Origin of the sequence: Trinickia terrae, assembly GCF_005144415.1 — a bacterium.
In the GTDB taxonomy this organism is placed as follows: domain Bacteria; phylum Pseudomonadota; class Gammaproteobacteria; order Burkholderiales; family Burkholderiaceae; genus Trinickia_A; species Trinickia_A terrae.
Map to the genome: position 1 here is coordinate 271,510 of NZ_SWJE01000008.1, position 17,879 is coordinate 289,388.

Annotated in this window: 15 protein-coding genes; 8 read left to right on the forward strand and 7 right to left on the reverse strand. The window is 63.2% G+C overall.

The genetic code is table 11. The features are described from left to right. Positions 1-80: 80 nt before the first annotated feature. Both FAZ69_RS16270 and FAZ69_RS16275 read right to left on the reverse strand, forming a co-directional pair. Entirely contained in the window at positions 81-1,373 is a 1,293-nt protein-coding gene (locus FAZ69_RS16270) for a YhjD/YihY/BrkB family envelope integrity protein (protein WP_136896091.1), read from the reverse strand. An 821-nt stretch (positions 1,374-2,194) separates the two neighbouring features. Beyond that, on the reverse strand, positions 2,195-3,151 hold the full coding sequence (locus tag FAZ69_RS16275; RefSeq protein WP_136896092.1) for a chemotaxis protein CheV: 957 nt from the start codon (positions 3,149-3,151) through the stop codon (positions 2,195-2,197). A gap of 327 nt (positions 3,152-3,478) precedes the next feature. On the opposite strand from FAZ69_RS16275, the gene FAZ69_RS16280 reads away from it, so the two are divergent. Continuing rightward, the gene (locus tag FAZ69_RS16280; RefSeq protein ID WP_136896093.1) at positions 3,479-4,687 is read left to right on the forward strand and encodes a sensor domain-containing phosphodiesterase; all 1,209 of its coding nucleotides are present in this window, start codon (positions 3,479-3,481) and stop codon (positions 4,685-4,687) included. Between the two features lie 36 nt (positions 4,688-4,723). On the opposite strand, the gene FAZ69_RS16285 is transcribed toward FAZ69_RS16280, so the two are convergent. Both FAZ69_RS16285 and FAZ69_RS16290 read right to left on the reverse strand, forming a co-directional pair. After that, on the reverse strand, positions 4,724-5,590 hold the full coding sequence (locus FAZ69_RS16285) for an IclR family transcriptional regulator (RefSeq protein WP_136896094.1): 867 nt from the start codon (positions 5,588-5,590) through the stop codon (positions 4,724-4,726). Between the two features lie 26 nt (positions 5,591-5,616). After that, a complete protein-coding gene (locus tag FAZ69_RS16290; RefSeq protein WP_136896095.1) occupies positions 5,617-6,429 on the reverse strand; it encodes an IclR family transcriptional regulator in 813 nt (270 codons plus the stop codon). 292 nt (positions 6,430-6,721) lie between these two features. Here FAZ69_RS16290 and FAZ69_RS16295 point away from each other — a divergent pair, with 292 nt between their 5' ends. The 3 genes from FAZ69_RS16295 (at position 6,722) to FAZ69_RS16305 (ending at position 9,890) form a co-directional block, all read left to right on the forward strand. Further along, on the forward strand, positions 6,722-7,681 hold the full coding sequence (locus FAZ69_RS16295) for an MBL fold metallo-hydrolase (protein ID WP_136896096.1): 960 nt from the start codon (positions 6,722-6,724) through the stop codon (positions 7,679-7,681). A gap of 83 nt (positions 7,682-7,764) precedes the next feature. Then, positions 7,765-9,468, forward strand: a complete 1,704-nt coding sequence (locus FAZ69_RS16300; RefSeq protein WP_136896097.1) for an FAD-dependent oxidoreductase — start codon at positions 7,765-7,767, stop codon at positions 9,466-9,468. A 188-nt stretch (positions 9,469-9,656) separates the two neighbouring features. Next, the gene (locus FAZ69_RS16305; protein ID WP_136896098.1) at positions 9,657-9,890 is read left to right on the forward strand and encodes a DUF2783 domain-containing protein; all 234 of its coding nucleotides are present in this window, start codon (positions 9,657-9,659) and stop codon (positions 9,888-9,890) included. A gap of 96 nt (positions 9,891-9,986) precedes the next feature. Here the strand turns inward: FAZ69_RS16305 and FAZ69_RS16310 are convergent, their stop codons facing one another. The 3 genes from FAZ69_RS16310 to FAZ69_RS16320 all read right to left on the reverse strand — a co-directional run bounded on the left by FAZ69_RS16310 (position 9,987) and on the right by FAZ69_RS16320 (position 13,949). Continuing rightward, positions 9,987-10,886, reverse strand: a complete 900-nt coding sequence (locus FAZ69_RS16310; RefSeq protein WP_136896099.1) for a TAXI family TRAP transporter solute-binding subunit — start codon at positions 10,884-10,886, stop codon at positions 9,987-9,989. A gap of 75 nt (positions 10,887-10,961) precedes the next feature. Continuing rightward, entirely contained in the window at positions 10,962-12,212 is a 1,251-nt protein-coding gene (locus tag FAZ69_RS16315) for an LVIVD repeat-containing protein (RefSeq protein WP_240702265.1), read from the reverse strand. Then, positions 12,213-13,949 carry an FAD-dependent oxidoreductase gene (locus FAZ69_RS16320; RefSeq protein ID WP_240702266.1) on the reverse strand — a complete coding sequence of 579 codons (1,737 nt, stop codon included), beginning with the start codon at positions 13,947-13,949 and terminating at the stop codon, positions 12,213-12,215. It lies immediately after the preceding gene. Positions 13,950-14,166: 217 nt separating this feature from the next. Here FAZ69_RS16320 and FAZ69_RS16325 point away from each other — a divergent pair, with 217 nt between their 5' ends. The 4 genes from FAZ69_RS16325 (at position 14,167) to FAZ69_RS16340 (ending at position 17,879) form a co-directional block, all read left to right on the forward strand. Next, positions 14,167-14,523, forward strand: a complete 357-nt coding sequence (locus FAZ69_RS16325; RefSeq protein ID WP_136896101.1) for a hypothetical protein — start codon at positions 14,167-14,169, stop codon at positions 14,521-14,523. A gap of 116 nt (positions 14,524-14,639) precedes the next feature. Next, the gene (locus tag FAZ69_RS16330) at positions 14,640-15,932 is read left to right on the forward strand and encodes a cation:dicarboxylate symporter family transporter (RefSeq protein WP_136896102.1); all 1,293 of its coding nucleotides are present in this window, start codon (positions 14,640-14,642) and stop codon (positions 15,930-15,932) included. 81 nt (positions 15,933-16,013) lie between these two features. After that, positions 16,014-16,436: a hypothetical protein gene (locus FAZ69_RS16335; RefSeq protein ID WP_136896103.1), complete on the forward strand. Its 423-nt coding sequence runs from the start codon at positions 16,014-16,016 to the stop codon at positions 16,434-16,436. 339 nt (positions 16,437-16,775) lie between these two features. Next, a complete protein-coding gene (locus tag FAZ69_RS16340; RefSeq protein WP_240702267.1) occupies positions 16,776-17,879 on the forward strand; it encodes a porin in 1,104 nt (367 codons plus the stop codon).

Here is a 17,879-nt window from a genome sequence, read left to right on the forward strand (position 1 = left end):
GGGCAATCTGGGCCGCTAGACAGCGGCGTTGTGATGTGTTTAGCCAATGCCGGGCAATTGGCCCGGATCCAGCCTTTGCTTTATCGCTTGGGATCCGCCGAGTGGCTGGATTCGCCGCCGTTGCCGCGGCCCGCGATCGACGTGAGGAACAGCGCCGCCCCTGCCGCGAGCATCACGGCGCGCCACGGATGCCGGTGCACATAGCGGTCGGCGGCGGCGGCGTGGCGCTCCGCCTCGAGCAGCGTCGCGGCGGTGGCGCGGGCCGCCTGGCGTTCGGCGCGCCCGATCTGGCGGCCGAGTTCGAGCGCCTGTACCGCCACGCTGGGCAGGGCCGCATTCCGCAGCGCATCTTCTCCGGACGCCGCGCCGTCCCCGGATGCCCTGCCCGCCTTCTCCGCCGCCTGCGCTGGCGCAGCCGCCGAAACCGTCGACGCCGCCAGCGCCGAAGCCAGCATCGCCCGGCTGCCTGGCCGCGTCTCTTCGCTCTGCAGCCCCCACGCGCCGCGCGGATCGTGCAAGTGGCCGCGAGCGGACGCGAACTCCGCGCCGAGCAGCAGCACGGCCGCCGAGAAGTACAGCCACATCAGCAGCACCGCGAGCGAGCCTGCCGCGCCGAACGAATTCGCCATCCCGGCATGCGCGAGGTAGAGCGCGAAGAGCTTCTTGCCGCAGGAGAACAGGACGGCGGCGACCGCGCCGCCTGTCAGGGCGTCGCGCCAGACGACCGGCGCATCGGGCAGGAATTTGAGCAGCGCGGCGAACGCGAAGGCGAGCACGAGGAGACCGACGGCCAACTGCAGCAGATTGCCGATCACGATGTAGGGCGTATTGCCCCACAGCCATTGGCCGACGAACGTGATGGCCGTATCGAGCACGAGCGACACGATCAGCAGGAACGCCACGCCGAGCACGAGCCCGAACGAGATGAGCCGTACCTTGACGAGCGCGACGACGGTCGAGGGGCGCGAGCCGGTGTGCGGCCAAATGATGCTGAGTGCCGTATTCAGCGACGAGAAGGTCGCCGATGCGCCGATGGCGAGCAGCGCAAACGAGATGATCGCGGCGATGCCGCCCGCGCTGCCGCTGCGATGCGCATTCTGGACGATGGTCTGCACGCCGGTGGCGGCTTCGTTGCCGAGCAGGCCGTGAACGTGGCTGAAGATCTGCCCGCGCGCGGCTTCGTCGCCGAAGAACCAGCCGGCCACCGCGATCACCATCACGAGCATCGGCGCGAGCGAGAACGCGGAGTAGAACGCGATGCTGGCCGCCATTGCGGTGCAGCGGTCGTCCGCGAACTGCTTGAAGGCGCGCAGGCCCCATGAGGCTTCGCGACGCAGCGATGCATGCAGTTTGTCGGCGGAGAGTGTGCTCATGATTCGGTCCAGCGGCTTCAAGAGCCGTAGATGCTACCTGAACTCGGTGAGATGCAGCGTCGATGCGCGCAGATGCGCGCGGTTGTTTGCTGATTCTAGTCAATGGAGGGGGCTGCGGTGTTTGGTTTCTTTCTTCGCTCAGGCTTTCGTGAAACTTGAATTCGCGGCGGTCCGTATAGTCCGTCCCTCCCCGGGACCGGGGTCACTTTTGTCCTTGCCAAAAGTAACCAAAAGCGCGTCCTGGGCGGACGGCCTGGCCCGGAGGCACTCAGTCCTGTTCGCGATAGCGGTCTGGGGGCTACTGTCCTCGCTCGCCGAGCGTCCCGTTAGCACGCGGCACAGAATTGCGCAGAGTCGAATCAAATCAATGCGGGCGGTCAGGAAAGGTCTGAAAAGGCTTGTTTTGCGATGCTGCGTCATGCGCCCGAGTTCACTCTCAATCGTAGGCAACATGGGGCGCGGCCAAACCACCGCCTTCAATTTGTATCGTCGCAGGGCAACCACGTGCCACGTGCTAACGGGACGTACGGCGGGCGACAGCGGTAGCTCTCAGACCGCTACCGCCAACAGGACTGAGTGCTAACGGGCCGAGGCTGTCCGCCGAGGACGCGCTTTTGGTTACTTTTGGCAAGGACAAAAGTGACCCCGGTCCCGGGGAGGGACGGACTATACGGACCGCTGCGAATTCAAGTTTCAAGAAGGCCTCGGTGAAAGAACCAACCGCCGTAAAGGCAAAAAAAAACGCGGCATGTCCCCAGAATGGAACGATGCCGCGTGACAGAGAAACCTTATACAGCCGGATAAGGGCGAAGCCGATCAGATCAAGAAATCAACGCCTGCCGGATGGCCTCAGCCAGATCCCCAGCCGCAAACTTCGCCACATATCCAGTCGCGCCAGCGTTCTTGACATGCGCCTCGTTGGCGGCCCCCGTCAGGGAGGAATGAATGACGACGGGAATATCCCGCGTGCGGTCGTCGCTCTTGATAAGGCGCGTCAGCATGAACCCGTCCATCTCGGGCATCTCCAGGTCGGTCAGCACCAGCGAGACCTTGTCGCGCGTGCGCGCGCCTTCGGACTGCGCCTCGCGCGCGATCTTGTCTAGCATGTCCCATGCTTCCTGGCCGGTCTTCGCAATCAGGTAGTCCGCGCCGATCGCGGTCAGGGCCTGCTCGATCAGCTTGCGGGCGAAGCCCGAATCGTCGGCGGCGAGGATCTTCGCGCCGGGCCGCAGGCTGATCGCCGTGCCGACGTCCTTGGCCTCGACGCTCGGATGCTGGGCCGGGAACACGTCGCGCAGCACCTGCTCGACGTCGACCACCTGCGCGAGCCGCGAATCGCCGGTGTTGCCGTCGATGCGCGCGATGCTCGTCACCGAGTTGCCGCCCGTCGCCGCGCCCTCGGCCGCGAGCACCTGATTCCACTCGAGCCGCACGATGTCGTCGACTTCCTCCACCGCGAACGCCTGGGTCGTGCGCGCGAACTCGGTGACGAGCAGGATGTTCAGCCCGCGTGTCGGGTTGCAGCCGAGCAGCTTGGGCAGGTCGATGACGGGAATGATCTGGCCGCGGATATCGACCGCGCCGAGCACGTGATCCGACGCGCCCGCGATCGGCGTGATCGCCGGCATCGTCATGATTTCGCGGACCTTGAACACGTTGATGCCGTACAGCTCGTGCTCATCGCTATCGGCAACCGTACCCAGGCGAAACAGCAGCAGCTCGAACTTGTTCGAACTCGTCAAATTGGTGCGTTCGTCGATCGAATGATGATCTGCCATCGAAGTTGTCCACGATTGCGCTGGCTGGCCCAGTGCCGGCCCGGTTCGCTGACGGGCGAGACCGGTGCGCTGTTTTCAGTATTTGTGATATCGGCGCGGCCGGAGGAAAGTTGAACGGACTTAGGGCTTTCCCGCAAATTTTTACTCTGGATTTGCTTACATATGAAAAATTGCCTGGGTATTTCGACCGGGGTAAGTTGACGCCCTTCAAGTCTTGTCATCGATATGACGTTATCCCGGACGTGAGACCAAAAGGTAAGCTGCAAACCGGCAGTGGCGTCGCCATTGCGCTTCGCACCTTATCGACCCGAACAAGAACATCCATCCATGAGCGATGCGCAAAACCCGAGTCTGCCGAGCATAGAGAGCGCGTTCCAGCCGATCTTTTCGCTGGCGCATCAGGAACCGGTCGGTTACGAGGCCCTGCTGCGCCCCTCGCAAGCAGGCGAGCTGTGCTCGCCTGCGGCGGCTTTCGCGACCGCCCGGCGGCTCGGGCGGTGCGGCGAATTCGAACGAGCGTGCGTGCGGCACCACATCGGCCGTTTTCTCGGTTTCGCCGACAGCGACAACGTGCTGTTCCTCAACGTGCACCCGGACATGCTGGTCCACCCGGTCCACGGCCCGGGGCTCATCGACGACATCGCGGCGTGCGGCCTGCCGCCCTCGCGCGTCGTCATCGAAATTCTCGAGGTGGCCGACGACACGGCCGCCATGCTCGCGGATGCCGTCGCGCGTCTGCGTCTCGCGGGCTTCCTGATCGCGCTCGACGACTTCGGCGCCGGCTTGACGAACCTCGGGCGCGTCTGGGACCTGCGCCCCGATGTGGTGAAGCTCGACGGCGAGCTGATCCGCAAGGCCGTCACCAGCTATCGCAACGCGCGCAGCCTGCTGCGGTTGATCGAGCTGCTGCACGACATCGGAACCTTCGTCGTGGTGGAGGGCATCGAGGCCGAAGCGCAGGCGCTGCTGAGCATGGATTGCGATGCCGATTTCGTGCAGGGCTATTATTTCGCCCGGCCGGAGATCATCGCGGGCGGACGGCACAGCGCGCTGCCGGTGACGGAGCCGCTCGCACGCCGCTTCATGGATGCGCGCAAGCTGCCGCAGATCGGCGACATGGAAGAGCTGGAGCCCTATCGCCGGGCCTTTCGCGAGACGATCGAAGCCTTCATCGGCGGCCACTCGGTCGAAGCATGCGCCGCGCATTTTCTGGCGCTCGAATGGTCGCTGCGCGTGTTTTTGCTCGACGACCAAGGGGTGCAGGTTTGCGACACGATCGAAGCGCAAGGGCATCCGATGCGGCGGGAGATGCCGTTTCCGCTGCTCACGCGCCGGACCGGCGCCAACTGGGCGAAGCGCGCGTACTTCCGGAACGCGCTGGCCCATCCGGGGACGCTCATGGTCAGCGAGCCGTACATGTCGTCGAGCTCGACGAATTTGTGCGTCACGCTTTCCATTTACATCAGGACCCTGCATGGCGGGCGGGTCGTGGGCGGCGACGTGCTGTTCGAGGGCTTGAGCCGCTTGCTGGAATAGCGCCCGCTCCAGGACTGCTGTCAGTGTGAGCAGGCCCTAGCTTTCACTCCACCACCCCAGCCTTCGCGACAGCCTTTGCACCGCGTGACGCAGCCGCCCGGCAGGCTCGCCGTGCGTGCCGCAATCGAAGCTGCCCGTCGAGCCCATCAGCGCGATGACGAGGCAGATGCCGCCCGTGTGATCGAACACCGGGGCCGCGAGCGAATCGATGCCGGGCACGGGCTTGCTCAAGGCGGTGTCGATGCCTTCCTCGCGAATCCGCGCAAAGCGCCGCGCGAGCGGCGCCAACAGTGCGCCCGGGTTGGCGGCGTCCTCGAAGATATCTCCAGGCGCCGCGCCCGCGAGCCGCAAGCCGTCTTGCGCGAAAAGCGGCGCCAGCGCGTCTGCGCTGAGATGCGCGGCGAACGTCCGGCCGATCGCGGTGTTGACGAGCGACATCACCGTGCCGACGCGCAAGCTCACGTGCTGCGGCTGCGCCGCTTCCTCGAGACGCACGACCGTGGGCCCGAGCGGCCCGAGCACGGCCATCGCCACGCTCAAGCCGGTGGCCGACGCGAGTTCGACGATCTCCGGCTCGGCTTCGCGCGTCGGCGCAAGCCGCTGCAACGCGATCAGCCCCAGCTCCAGCGCGAGCGGGCCGGCCTCGAAAAAGCCGTCGTCGTCGCGGCTCAGCAAGCCGATCTTCAGCAGGCTTACCAGATGCGGAAACGCCTTCGCGGGCGCCATGTCGGCCGCGGCGGCCAGATCGCGCAGCGACAGCCGCTCGCCCGAGCCGACCAGCGCGGCGAGCAGTTCGCCCGTGGTGTCGAGCGAATTGATTCCGCGTTGCGGTTTCGCGGCGGCATCGGCGGCGTCGATGGTTCCGTGCTTGCGCGAGGGGGCGGAGGAGGGAGTGGAAGGCATCGTCGATGAATCGAGGTATCGAGAGTTCAGGACGCAGCGGCGAGCTCGCGGCCGATCGCCTCGCTCGCCGCACGCAGCGCGCGGGCGACCGCGCCGTTGAAGCCGACGTCGATCGCGCCCGACGAGCCGATCACGGTCAGCGCCGCGCCCAGCTCGCCGTGCGCGTCGAGCACGGGCACGCTCAAGCTGCTGATGCCCGGGCTCGGCGTGTCGACGGCGCGTTCGATGCCGCGCTTGCGGATCGCGGCGAGCGTTGCTTCGAAGGCGTCTCGCTCATCGGCCGAGGCGAAGGCGTCGAGCGTGCGCGTGGCCTGCGTCGCCCACATCGCCTGCACGCGCTCGGCGGGCAGGAACGCGCAGAAGACGCGGCCGGTCGCCGTCTTCGTCAGCGACATCACCGTGCCGACGTGCAGGTTCATGTGGAGCGGAAACCCCGCATGCTCGTAGCGCACGATGGTCGGTCCATGCGGCCCGGCAATGCAGATCGCGACGCTGCAGCCGAGCGCCTCGGCGAGCGCCGTGGCATGCGGGACGGCGGCGCGATACGCGCTCTGATGTTCGAGATGCAGGAGCCCGAGCCGCAGCGACAGCGGCCCCGGCTCGTAGCGGCCGGACAGCTCGTCGCGCTTGATGAGCCCCAGGCGCGTGAGGCTCACGAGATACGTATGCGCCTGCGCGGGCGCGAGCTCGGCGCTCTCGGCGAGATCGGTCAGCGCGAGCGGTTCGCGCGCGCGGGCGAGCGCATGCAGCAGGCGGCCGCCGACTTCGGTGCTCTGCACGCCGCGCTGCGCCTTCTCCTTCGGCGCGCCGCCGGCCTCGCCTGCTGCCGCTTTCTTCATACGCTCGTCTTGTCCCCGATGAAAACGGCGAGTGTAAACGATCGTTCCGGCGGCGCATGCGCGCCGCCGCTGTGTCGGCCATTGCTGTTCTTCTATTTTAGTAAATAGCAACTTGATTTGCTATTGACAAATTTTCAGGCCGCCGCCATGATTCACCTCACCCCGGCGCCACAGCCGCATACTTAGAAACGGGGCGAGACACCTGCCGTTCCCCATGATGCGTTCGAGAGAGCGTTTCGCGTGTCCCGCCATCGTCAGCCCACCTCTTGAATCCAGATAGACGGAGACAACCATGGCGAAGGCATTCGCATCCCAGGCCGATCTCGAAGCAAAGCAAGTCACGTTCACGCAGCTCTCCGAAAACGCCTATGCGTACACGGCCGAAGGCGATCCGAACTCGGGCGTCATCATCGGCGACGACGGCGTGCTGATCGTCGACACGACCGCCACGCCCGCGATGGCGCAGGACCTGATCGCGAAGATCCGCGCCGTCACCGACAAGCCCATCAAATACGTCGTGCTGTCCCACTACCACGCGGTACGCGTGCTCGGCGCCTCCGCCTATTTCGCCGAAGGCGCGCAGCAGGTGATCGCGAGCCGCGGCACCTACGAGATGATCGTCGAGCGTGGTGAAGCTGACATGAAGTCGGAGATCGAGCGCTTCCCGCGTCTCTTCGCGGGCGTCGAGACAGTGCCGGGCCTGACGTGGCCCACGCTCGTGTTCGAAAAGGAAATCACGCTCTGGCTCGGCAAGCTCGAAGTGAAGATCATGCATCTGGGCTCGGGCCACACGAAGGGCGATACGGTGGTCTGGCTGCCGTCGCAGAAGGTGCTGTTCTCGGGCGACCTCGTCGAGTACGACGCCGCCTGCTATTGCGGCGACGCGCAGCTCGAGCAATGGCCGGCGACGCTCGAAGCGCTGCGCGCGCTGAACGCCGAGAAGCTCGTGCCGGGACGCGGCCCCGCGCTCCTGAACCCGGCCGAGGTGAACAAGGGCCTCGATTACACGAAGGACTTCGTCACGACGCTGCTCGCGCAAGGCCGCAAGGCGGTCGAGCGCAAGCTCGACCTGAAGGCCGCGATGGCGCTCACGCGCGAAGCGATGGACCCGAAGTTCGGTCACGTCTTCATCTATGAGCATTGCCTGCCGTTCGACGTTTCGCGCGCCTACGACGAAGCGAGCGGCATCACGCATCCGCGCATCTGGACCGCGCAGCGCGACAAGGACATGTGGGCGGCGCTGCAGGACTAAGCGAGACAAGTGCGGGAGACGGCGCTTTGCATGGGATCGGAGTAGGCGCTAAAGCGCCAACTCCGATCGACAGGAGACAAGCCATGAGCATCAATTACCAGACCGTGTCATTCGAATACCGGCGCTCGGCCGAACAGCTCGAAGACGCGGCGACGCTGCATCCGGTGATCGTGGTCGGCGCGGGGCCGGTGGGCCTCGCCGCCGCGATCGACGTGGCGCAGCGCGGCGTGCCGGTCGTGCTCGTCGACGACGACTGCACGCTGTCCACGGGCTCGCGGGCGATCTGCTTCTCGAAGCGCTCGCTCGACATCTTCGACAGGCTCGGCTGCGGCGAGCGCATGGTCGACAAGGGCGTGAGCTGGAACGTCGGCAAGGTGTTCGTGCAGCGCGAGCACGTGTACACGTTCAACCTGCTGCCGGAAAGCGGCCATCGGCGGCCGGCGTTCATCAATCTCCAGCAGTATTACGTCGAAGGGTTTCTGGTCGAGCGCGCGCAGCAATTGCCGAATCTGGAGATCCGCTGGAAGAGCAAGGTCACGGGGATCCGCCAGGACGATGGCTCGGACGGAAAATCCGTGACGCTCACCATCGATACGCCCGACGGCCCCTACGATCTGCGCGGCCGCTACGTGGTGGCCGCCGACGGCTCGCGCAGCCCGCTGCGCAACCTGCTCGGGCTCGACAGCAAAGGGCGGATCTTCAAGGACCGCTTCCTGATCGCCGATGTCAAGATGCAGGCCGATTTCCCGAGCGAGCGCTGGTTCTGGTTCGATCCGCCGTTTCATCCGGGCCAGTCGGTGCTGCTGCATCACCAGCCCGACAACGTCTGGCGCATCGATTTCCAGCTCGGCTGGGATGCGGACCCGGCGCTCGAAAAGACGCCCGAGCGGATCATCCCGCGCGTGCGCGCGCTGCTCGGTCCCGATGCCGAGTTCGAGCTGGAGTGGGCGAGCGTCTATACGTTTGCCTGCGTGCGGATGGAGAGCTTCCGGCACGGCAACGTGCTGTTCGCCGGCGATTCGGCGCATGGCGTCTCGCCGTTCGGCGCGCGCGGCGCGAACAGCGGCATCCAGGATGCGGAGAATCTCGCATGGAAGCTCGAGATGGTGCTCGCAGGCCGTGCGCCCGACAGTCTGCTCGACACCTACGCGAGCGAGCGCGAATACGCGGCCGACGAAAACATCCGCAATTCGTCGCGCTCGACCGATTTCATCACGCCGAAGACACCCGTGAGCCGCGTGTTCCGCGACGCGGTGCTGAAGCTTGCTCGCCAGCATCCGTTTGCGCGGCAGCTCGTGAATACGGGGCGCTTGTCGGTGCCTGCGGTGCTGCGCGAATCGACGCTCAATACGCCTGATCGCGATCGCTTCGAAGGGCCGATGGCGCTTGGCGCGGCTTGCGTCGATGCGCCGGTGCGCGCCGACGGCAAGGACGAATGGCTGTTGTCGCGCTTGGGCGGACAGTTCAACGTGCTGGTGTTCTGCGGGGCGGACGGCATCGATGCGGCGAGCGCCGCCGCGCTGAAAGCGATGCGCGACGCGGCCTGGCCGGTGACGCCGGTCATGGTCGGCGCGGGTCCGCTCGAGGTTCTTCGCTGCGAAGCGCCGGCAAACGCCGTGCTGCTCGAAGACGTAGAGGGCTTGGCGGCGCAGCGCTACGACGCGACGCCGGGCACCTGTTACCTGATTCGTCCTGACCAGCACGTTTGCGCGCGCTGGCGGCATGCGAGCGCCGGCGATCTCGAAGCGGCGCTAAAGCGTGCGCTGGGTGTGCAAGGCGTTGCGTGAGCGGGCCGCTACACGATATCCGGAGACCAAATGAACTACCCTCACACTCACTATCGTTCGCTGTCGACCGGAGTTAGCGCTTTAGCGGTTACTCCGGTCCCATGCAACGCTCCCCCCGAGGGGGCGGATGCCTCCCTTGGGGCGGAACCGGCGCCCGAAGGAAGTCCCCTTGGGGGACGGGAGGCATCATGGCACTGAACACCCAACCCAACCTCTCGCGCCCCGACGACTTCTACGAGGCGCTGCTCGACATGCATCGCGATCTCGACGATGCGGCGAGCCAATCGGCGAACGCGCAGCTGATCCTGCTGCTCGCCAACCACATCGGCGACTACGCGACGCTCGTCGAGGCGATCCGGCATGCGCGCGAGGGCGTCATCAGCCAGCAGCAGCCCGAGCCGGCATTGGCGCACGCGCAGTAGTGGCGCCGGGCGCGCGATCCTCGAGGTATTTCGTGCGCAGCGGCTTTTCCACAGCGCTCCTTACAGTGGCAGCCGCTGCCGCATCAGCAGAAGGCGTCAAGCGACGGCAGCCACGCCTTTGTCCGCGAGATAGCGCAAGACGCCAGGGTGAATCCGCTCGAGGCCAGGAGCCGCGGCGAGCGTATTTTCCGGCCGGGTCTCGGCGCCCTGCTCAACGTGCTGGACCAGCTTGGCATGACCGATGTCGAGCGCTCTCGCAAACCGGTAGGCCACGTCGTCATCCAGACTGACCCTGCCCAGGATGTAGCTCCACGATCCGACTGCCTGGATCGGCTCGGCCTGGCCCGGGTAGGAACCGGCGGGGACGACGATGGGCTTCAAGAAATTGTGCTTGGCGCGAACCTCCTCGATCTCGTCGGGGGTGAGTCCGATCAGCCGGCCGCCCGCACTTGTGATCGTGGTGAAGCCCGGCCAGCCGATTCCCGCTCCCCATTGCGCGGCGACCTCGCCTTCCGCGAGCATGGTGGGACCGTCGGCGGCTTTCTCGAGAAAGTGCGGTTCAAAGTCCTTTTCTCGATCCAGACCCAGGCCGTCCATCACGTACTTGCCGAGCAGGGTGATGCCGGATGCGCGCGTTCCCCACGCGATCGGTTTGCCGACCAGATCGCGCACCGAACTCGCGGAGCTGTCGCCCCTGACTGCGAACATGCCCGGACTCGAATAGATTGCCGCGATGATTTTCAAATTCGACGCGGGCCGGCCGATCCCGGCGAAAGCCTCATAGGCGGGCTCGCCTGCGACCAGCGCCATGTCGAGCTCGCCCGCTTCCAGCAGGCGAATGTTTTCCGTGCTGCCGGCGGTGTTTCGTGTTTGTACGAGCAGCGAAAGATCGGTCTCGTTGACAGCGGCAGCGGCCGCGTCCCCGTATAGCGGGAAGCCGCCTCCCGGCGTCGCTGTTCCCAATGCGATGATCGTTAGCGGATCGTTCATGTTCATGATGGTTCGGTGAAGTGAGTTCAATCGAGGCGAGCGGCAGGCGGCCGCTCGGCGCACGGGCTATTTGGCTGTTGGCTAGCCTTCGAACTGCAGAATGTGCAGGCCGGCGTTCGGGTCGGACAGGTAAATCAGCCCCTCCTTGTCCACGAAGAGATCGCCCGACTGCACGACCGCGGGCGCGTTCGGCCGGGAATCGATCATGCGCGCAGGCGGTGGCGGCACGTAGTGCGCCAACTCTGCCGGCTGGAACGGATCGCGAAGGTCGTATGCCCGAACGCCTGCATTGAGGTACGTGGCGAAAACGATGTCGGAGCTCTGAAACGATCCTGGCCGGTTTTCGTGGAGGTTGTGAGGGCCGAACTTTCCCCCCTTGCTGCAATAGTCGACCTCTCTGGGCACCGGCAGCGTCGAAATCGGCACGGGCGCTTCCGGACATCGGATATCGACGACCCAAATTCTCGGAACGCCGTTTGCGCAGTTCATGGTGGTCGCCTCGTCCGCGACGACCAGCAGGTTTCGTTCGGGGAGCGGCAGCGCGGTATGCGTTCCGCCGGTGAATGGCGGGCTCCAGTTCGAGTGGCTGACCATGACCGGCTTGGCCAGGTCACGGACGTCGTGGATCGTGAAGCCGCCGTCGCGCCATGCCCCGTAAGCAAAATCGCCGGCAACGATCGCATGGTGGGCCGCATGGCGCTTGCCCTTCGGCAGCTCGGACTGCTCGCCGCCCGCGCTCCATTGACCGGGCAGCCACCATCGGCTCACGATCTCGGGCCGCTCCGGAACCGCAAGATCGATCACCGCCATGACGTGATCCGTGTAGCCCTGTTCGTGCGCGGCGACATAGGCGTATCGCCCGCCGGTCCACCAGATGCGGTTCACGCCGAGACCCGGTATCTCAAGAAACGCAATCTCCCGGGGCGCCGATGGCACGCTGATGTCATAGATCCGGACGCCGGCTGCGAAGGCGAGCTCGCTGTCCTTGAATGAGGTCGTGAGCGTGCTCGCGAAATACTTGCTCTGGTCCTGAAACTGAGCCAGGGTCCAGATGCTGGGGCCATTGATGGCGAGCAGCAGGTCGTCAGCGACCTGAAGGTGATGCGAGCGCGTGTTCTTCGGCATCGGCACGAACGCCACTGCCTCCGGCGTTCGCGGGTCCCTGACGTCCAACACGCTGAACCCGTCGCTGAACATGTGGCCGACGTAGGCGAAGCCTTTGTGCACGATGACTTGCACGCCGTCGGGCCGGCCACCCTGGTCGCTGTGCGCGACAAAGGAGATGTTCTTCGCAAAGTCCGCTGTAGCCATGGAAGCGCTGCTTGCTGACATTCAGACCTCCGCAGCCTCGCGCACGCGTGCTGCGCCGCGAATGACGTCAACCAGCTCCACGGGATCGGCCGGCACTGAATTGCCGCGCCAGGCGACGTACTGATCCGCGCGCACCAGCGTCAAGCCCATTTCATACTGACCATCCGCCTCCGACGTCTTCAGGTCGAGGACCTTGATCGGGACCCCGCGCTTGTGCGCTGCCTGAACAAGCGGCCCGATATTGATGAGCGGATCGACCCGAACGAGGGTGTAGTACGGACCGAGCTCGTCATAGAGAGAGCGCCGGCCCTCCAGCCATACGTGCGGTGCACGGCAGCCGGGGACCGTGGACGGCTGATACTCGTGCATCGAGTACGCCGGCTGCTGCGCGCCGTCATACGCGATGACCGGGGAGTCGGCGTAGTAGTAGCCGTAGTTGAGGCCGGCCGAGCATTGTTGCTTGAGCTCGAGATCGTGCGATGCCTCGCCCACGCGCGTGCGCGACTCGTCGCCGGCGGGTCCGTCGTCCTCGATGTCCGCGGGGACGTTGCGACGCTGCTGCATCACCGCAACGGCCACTTCGGTGATGATGTGGGAAATCTGCTCGGTGATGGGCTTGCGCTCTGCTTCATAGGCGTCGAGGACTCCCTCCTCGGCCCAGCCTTGCAGCACTGCCGCCAGCATCCACGCCAGATCGGCCGCATCCGCGATCCCCGCGTTCATGCCGTAGCCGGCGGCGGGAATCCACAGATGGCAGGCGTCGCCCGCGATGAAAACGCGCTTGTCCCGCATCTTGTCGGCCACCATCCGCCGACCCATCCAGTTTTCCTTCGAGAGGATTTCGTACTCGAAGTCCGGCCCCACCCCCAGGAGCTCGCGGATTGCCCAGTCCCGGTCGACCTCGTCGTAGTCTTCGTCGTTGTAGAGGAAGTTGTGAACGTTCCAGCGCTCCTTGCCGTCGATCGCGATGATGGTGCCGCAGCGCCGGGGGTTCAGGACGTAATACATCCACGCCGGATTCGCGATGATCGACATCAGCTTCGGTGCGCGAATGAAGCTGGACTGCACCTTCTGGATCTGCGGCGTGCCGATGAACGTGGCGCCGATCATCGTGCGAATGATGGAGCGGCCGCCGTCGCAACCGACCAGATACGCGCCGGCAATTTCCTTGAGCTCGCCCGAGTCCAGGTCGCGAACGCGGGCGACCACGCGATCCTTTTCCTGAACGTACTCGACGAATTCGTGCCGATTCAGGATCTCGATGCGCGGCTGCTTCGACGCATGCTCGAAGATGACCGGTTCGAAGAACAGCTGGTTCGCACGGTGCGAAGGCTCGGGAGTGGGCCACCAGCTGTCGGGCGAGGCGACGCCTTGCTTGCGGCCATTGCGGGAAGGCAGTAAGAGCCTGGACAACTCGATGCCGGTGACGCTCGTCGTCGAGAGCACATCGGTGTTGTGGTCCGGAGGAAGACCGACCTCGCGAATTTTCTTGGCGACGCCGAGCCGCCTGTACACCTCCATCGAGCGCGACGAAATGGAGTTGCATTTGACTGCCGGGGGTTCTCCGGCTGCGCGCGTTTCGATCACCACGACCTCGACGCCTCGCCATGCCAGGTCCATTGCCAGCGTCAAGCCCACGGGACCGGCACCAATCACGATCACTTTCGATTCAGTCATGTTTTGCTTGCTCTGAGTGGTATGGGGTACTGGACCGTGTATCAGCCCGATCGTGCAGGATCGGATCTTCCGGCGGCCCAACCTGCTGAACATCCTAGGGAACGGCACTCCGGTGCGGAAGCTGCAATTTCATCTACCCCTATCGGAAAGACCGATGGGGCGGCTTTGACGCCGGTGAGCGGGACGAGGGTGTTTGAAGTCGAAACGGCGTGCCCGATCGGGTGGGCGGGGAGCCATCGGGCTTTCTTATAGGGGTAACTGAATATCCGGCTTCTGCCTTCGAGGGGGCCCGCCTACGATGGCAAGCAACGTGGTCGCTCGGGCCGCCCTCGGCGTGGTCGGGATGGGGCGCCTCGCGAACCCTTCGCTTTACAAGAAGCTTCAGTGCGACGCCATGAGTCTGATGGACAAATTGAGGATGCGGTATCTGCGTGGAGCCGGTGTCATCGTCCCTGGACTATTGAACTGTTTCCTGACTTGCGTGGCTGGCGCGTTTGCCAATGTCGCGTTCGAGCACGGGAGCCAGAGCGCGTGGAACCTGCTGACGCGGCGGATCCTCGTTGGCTATTTGGGAGCCGTCGGCGTCGTCGTTCTGGTGCTGCCGTGGCTTTATCGGATCTCGACGGATCGGCGAAGACGCAGCCGGCAAGACTAGTCTCTTTCCGCGAAGAATAGGTCTGACCATATGGATTTCTGGCGGGATGCCTGCGGCAACACTATGAATATGCCTTCGGCGCGTGGGATATCAAAACATAAAGGATGGAGACAGACATGTCGGAGCTTGCAGTGAATCAGCACCACCGTTGGTATCGAGGACGTACGTTCCACGTTCTCGTTGCGGTGCTCCTGGGTATTTTGGTGGGCCATTTCTTTCCGAATGCCGGAACAGACATGAAGCCGCTGGCCGATATCTTCGTGCGTCTGATCAAGATGGTGATCGGACCCATCGTGTTCATCATGATCGTCACGGGCATTTCCGGTGCGGGCGACCTCCGCAAGGCGGGCCGTATCGGCTTGATGGCGCTTGTCTACTTTGAAATCGTCACCACCGTGGCCCTCGCGCTGGGCATGCTGGTTTCAAACCTTGCGAAACCGGGTGCCGGAATTGTCGTTGGCGCCATTGCAAAATCGGCGTTGCCGGGTGCATCGAAGGCAGCTTCGACGACGTGGGTCGATACGGTGGTTGCGATATTTCCAGACAATGCGGTCAAGGCATTCGTGAACGGGGATCTGGTGCCGATCATCGCATTCTCGATTTTCTTCGGTTGTTCGCTTTCATTGATGGGGATTCGCGGCAAGCCCATCGAAGAATTCTTCGAGCGATTTGGTGTTGTGCTGTTCGGCATTATCAAGATCGTCATGAAGTACGCCCCCATTGCAGCCTTTAGCGCGATTGCTTTCAGCGTTGGAAAATATGGACTCGGCTCACTGCTTGTCCTCGGCAAGCTGGTCGGGTACGTGTACCTCACGATGGCTTTCTTTGTTTTTGTCGTACTGGGCCTGATTGCCCGCCTGAACGGGCTGAGTCTCTGGAGGCTCTTGAAGTACTGCAAGGAAGAACTCGTTCTGGTCCTCGGAACCGTTCCAAGCGAGACCGTGCTGCCCACGCTGATGGCGAAGCTCGAAGCGCTCGGGGTGTCCAAGCGCGCAGTCGGACTCGTCATGCCGACGGGCTATTCATTCAACCAAATCGGTGCGGCGATCTATCTTTCGATGTCGGTTCTCTTCATTGCGCAAGTCTACGGTGTTGAACTTGGCATGTCGGAGCAGATCGGAATCCTGCTGGTACTCATGCTCACATCCAAAGGATCCGCCGGCGTCACCGGAAGCGCGTTTGTCGTGCTCGCATCGACGGTGGCGGCGACGCACGTTGTGCCCGTGGAGGGAGTCGCGCTTCTTCTCGGTGTTGAGCAGTTCATGTCGATTGGAAGGGCGACGCTCACGGTGATCGGCAATCTTGTAGCGACGGTAGTGGTGGGGAAGATGGCAGGAGAATTCGACTCCTCCGTTGCGCTGGAATGCTACAAGAAGCACTTTGAGGATGCGTCAATAGTCAGAATTTAATTGCAAGGCTACGCATGAAGCCAGGCGCGTGCCATTGCGCGCCGGGGAAAACAATCCACTGATTTCTTAACAGGAGGTTTTATGAGCGCATCAAACACCCATTCCAAGATCGGCGCAGTCTTTTACATAATTTGGGCCTGCCTGCATTTCATGGCGGCACATTCGGTATATGTGCTTGGCCGCTCCTTGGATTCGTCGATGCTGCAAGGACGAGTCTTTCAGGCGGCATGGAACCTTTTGTTCTTTTCGATCGCCGCCATTGCCGTTGCTGCCACCTTGAACTGGAGAAACAGCACATGGGGCTATTGGATCAACTTTGCCGTGGTCGGCGTTGCGGATGTTGGCTTTATCCTCTTCGTTCTCGTCCCCGGTTATATGCCTGTGTGGCCGGGTATTCTTGGCCCGGCATTCTGGGTGCTGGCGACGATCTTCTCGACGATCGCCCTGCTGACGCGAGACAAAGACGCGGCAAAGCGTCAATTGGAACCGTCTTCCGCTGCTTGACTTTTGACGTCCGGGGCATGGTTTTGCTGCCGGAAGAAGTCGTGAGAGAGGAGGCGCTCAACGCGACGGACCGAGTTTTTTAAGGTAAGAGTTTATTCAGCCTTGCGCACCATCGCGAGACGCTTCGTCTTCGGCATCAACGATCTAAAAAGACATCCCGACACTATCCATTCGCACTGGCCCGGAGCCAGTGCCTTGGGTTCGTTCGTCCATAAGAAGGGCAAAAGCTCCAGAAGAAAGTAGTTCAACGAGAGCTGTTTTGTACCACTCGATACTAACAGCCGAATATTGGAGGAAGACATGAGGAAAATGGCATTGGCTTTGCTCGGATACGCTTGCATGTCGAGCGTTGTCTGTACGAAAGCAGAGGCACAGAGCGTCACGCTTTATGGAATCGTGGATACCGGCATCGAATACGTCAATCACGCGAATTCCGCGGGCGCCTCCGTCGTAAGAGAGCCCATCAATACCGGTACGACGCCGTCGAGATGGGGGCTGACCGGCAAGGAGCCGCTAGGCGCAGACTGGAAGGCGATCTTTACGCTCGAGAGCGGATTCGACGTTGGAACGGGTATTTCGAAGCAAGGCGGAAGATTGTTCGGTCGGCAAGCATTTGTTGGCATTGACGGACCCTACGGCACACTGACGCTGGGCCGACAGTACTCGATGCTGCTGCAAGAGCTCGTCCAGTTCAGCTGGATCGGGTCAAATATTTACGGATTTGGATCTCTCGATCCTTGGATTCCGAACTCGCGGTCTGATAACACTATTGCCTATAGGAAAAACATCGGCAACCTGAGTGCCGGTTTCACCTACTCGTTTGGGCGTGACAATTCGCCAACCGGAGGCTCCAACACACCAGGCGAGGGTACCTGTGCCGGAACGCTGCCAGGCAATGCTTCTGCCTGCAGGGAGTGGTCTGCGATGCTGAGCTACACCGGCGACCCTTGGGGCATTGGTATTGGATATGACAGTCAGAACGGGGGGCCCGGATCGGCGGTGAATATGTTCAATGGCTTAGCGCCGGCCACTTTCACGTCGAGCGGCAATCGAGATACTCGTCTTCTGGCCGACACCTACTTCAAGTCCGGCGCGCTCAAAGTTTCCATGATCTGGGAACATCGACACGTCCAACCTCAGACTTCATTGGGTACGGGAATCACCTCCAATCAAGTGACATTGGAAGCGCTGTACCAATTCACGCCAGCATTCTCCGTTGAGGGGTTGATCCAGCGGATAGTCAATTCTCAGCAGGATACAAGGGCCAACATGGAGATGGTTAACGCCACGTATCTGCTTTCCAAGCGGACGGCGCTCTATGCGAACCTGGCGTTTCTGCAGAACAGCACCAGGGCCGCATACTCGATCAGCCTTGGCGGCGCCACTCCCGGCGCAGGGATGAGCCAGCTAGGCGCAATGGTTGGGATTCGACATAGCTTCTGA

Excerpts from the sequence above, each read along its gene's own strand:
- FAZ69_RS16315 (WP_240702265.1), bottom strand. The coding sequence starts at position 12,212 with ATGTCAGCAAGCAGCGCTTCCATGGCTACAGCGGACTTTGCGAAGAAC.
- FAZ69_RS16275 (WP_136896092.1), bottom strand. The coding sequence starts at position 3,151 with ATGGCAGATCATCATTCGATCGACGAACGCACCAATTTGACGAGTTCG.
- FAZ69_RS16290 (WP_136896095.1), bottom strand. The coding sequence starts at position 6,429 with ATGAAGAAAGCGGCAGCAGGCGAGGCCGGCGGCGCGCCGAAGGAGAAG.
- FAZ69_RS16330 (WP_136896102.1), top strand. The coding sequence starts at position 14,640 with ATGTCGGAGCTTGCAGTGAATCAGCACCACCGTTGGTATCGAGGACGT.
- FAZ69_RS16270 (WP_136896091.1), bottom strand. The coding sequence starts at position 1,373 with ATGAGCACACTCTCCGCCGACAAACTGCATGCATCGCTGCGTCGCGAA.
- FAZ69_RS16335 (WP_136896103.1), top strand. The coding sequence starts at position 16,014 with ATGAGCGCATCAAACACCCATTCCAAGATCGGCGCAGTCTTTTACATA.
- FAZ69_RS16285 (WP_136896094.1), bottom strand. The coding sequence starts at position 5,590 with ATGCCTTCCACTCCCTCCTCCGCCCCCTCGCGCAAGCACGGAACCATC.
- FAZ69_RS16280 (WP_136896093.1), top strand. The coding sequence starts at position 3,479 with ATGAGCGATGCGCAAAACCCGAGTCTGCCGAGCATAGAGAGCGCGTTC.
- FAZ69_RS16340 (WP_240702267.1), top strand. The coding sequence starts at position 16,776 with ATGTCGAGCGTTGTCTGTACGAAAGCAGAGGCACAGAGCGTCACGCTT.
- FAZ69_RS16305 (WP_136896098.1), top strand. The coding sequence starts at position 9,657 with ATGGCACTGAACACCCAACCCAACCTCTCGCGCCCCGACGACTTCTAC.
- FAZ69_RS16325 (WP_136896101.1), top strand. The coding sequence starts at position 14,167 with ATGGCAAGCAACGTGGTCGCTCGGGCCGCCCTCGGCGTGGTCGGGATG.
- FAZ69_RS16295 (WP_136896096.1), top strand. The coding sequence starts at position 6,722 with ATGGCGAAGGCATTCGCATCCCAGGCCGATCTCGAAGCAAAGCAAGTC.
- FAZ69_RS16310 (WP_136896099.1), bottom strand. The coding sequence starts at position 10,886 with ATGAACATGAACGATCCGCTAACGATCATCGCATTGGGAACAGCGACG.
- FAZ69_RS16300 (WP_136896097.1), top strand. The coding sequence starts at position 7,765 with ATGAGCATCAATTACCAGACCGTGTCATTCGAATACCGGCGCTCGGCC.